The organism is Micromonospora sp. CMU55-4 (assembly GCF_011602315.1).
GTDB lineage: Bacteria > Actinomycetota > Actinomycetes > Mycobacteriales > Micromonosporaceae > Micromonospora > Micromonospora chalcea.
Window position 1 is genome coordinate 1 of the sequence record NZ_JAAOLH010000045.1, and the last position, 1,328, is coordinate 1,328.

Genomic DNA, 1,328 nt, shown 5'->3' on the forward strand with positions numbered 1-1,328 from the left:
GGGGCTGTTCAGTCCCATGACATCTGTCAGCGTTGAAGTCCCGATACATGTGTCACGTGGTAGGGATCTTGGGTCGGGTGGTATGTGCTGCCGGGCATGGCTTCTCGGCGGCATGTGATGAACCTGCTGGACGCGCTGCTGGCGGCGGGGGTTCGGGTGAACGCGGCCGAGTTCGCGCGTGAGCACGGGGTGTCGGTGCGCACGGTGTACCGGCACCGCGCACGTATCCGGGCCGAGGGTCAGTGGCAGGAACGATCCCGGCGGCCGCGTACCAGTCCGCGGGTCACGCCGCCGGAGGTGGACGCGTGGATCTGCAAACTGCGCGCTGAACTGGGCCCGGACAACGGGGCTGACTTCATCCGAGACGCGTTGGACGATGTGCGCCGGCGCACCGACGCGTCCTGGTCGGTGCCGTCACGCTCGACGGTCAACCGGGTGCTGGCCCGGCATGACCTGCTCGTGGCTACTCCGGCTAAACGACCGCGTAGCTCGTGGCGGCGTTTCAGCTATGCCCGGCCCCGCGACTGCTATCAGATCGACGCCACCGAAGTGAAACTCGCCGACGGCCGCACTGTCGTCGTCTTCGACGTCCTGGACGACTGCACCCGCACCCTGGTCGCCTGCCACGCCGCCGCCGCGGAGACCGCCCGAGCCGCGATCACCGCGATCAGACAGGCGTTCACCGCCTACGGCGTGCCGGCCATCGTGCTCAGCGACAACGGCATCGCGTTCACCAGCCGCCGCACCCGACCCGGATCAATCTCCACCTTCGTGCAGACCCTGATCGACCACGGCACCCGCCCGATCAACTCCAGCCCCTACCACCCACAAACCTGCGGCAAGGTCGAACGCCACCACCAAACCCTCAAAAAATGGCTGAGCACCCAACCCCCACCACAGACCCTCACCGCCCTGCAAACACTCCTGGACACCTACCGCCGCTACTACAACACCCAACGCCGCCACAGCGCCCTACCCCACCGCACCACACCCGCCCACGCCTGGACCCACGCACCCACCCTCGGCGGACCCACCAGCCCACCCCTGCAAACCGACGCCACCCTGCACCACTGCCCCGTCGCCAGCAACGGCGCCATCGCCGTCGCCGGACACCGCACCAGCGTCGGCACCACCCACGCCGGCACCACCGTCACCGCCATCCGCGACAACAACCACGTCACCATCTACCACCCCGACGGCCAACCCATCGGCTACCTCCACCTCAACCCCGACAAGAACTACATCCCCCTCACCCCCACCCCCACGATCCACAACCCCTGACACATCTATCGGGACTTCCCGTTGACACATGTCCCGGGACATGACAG

The 1,328-nt window shown here is 67.3% G+C and carries 1 protein-coding gene; it reads left to right on the plus strand.

Going from position 1 to position 1,328, the window contains the following annotated elements; all coding sequences use genetic code 11:
• Positions 1-117: 117 nt before the first annotated feature.
• Positions 118-1,281 (plus strand): IS481 family transposase, encoded by a 1,164-nt coding sequence (locus HA073_RS30170; protein WP_043324428.1) that lies wholly within the window; start codon positions 118-120, stop codon positions 1,279-1,281.
• Positions 1,282-1,328: the final 47 nt, after the last annotated feature.

What these genes read in the sequence shown, in the direction of transcription:
- HA073_RS30170 (WP_043324428.1), top strand. Translation starts at nt 118, where the DNA reads ATGAACCTGCTGGACGCGCTGCTGGCGGCGGGGGTTCGGGTGAACGCG.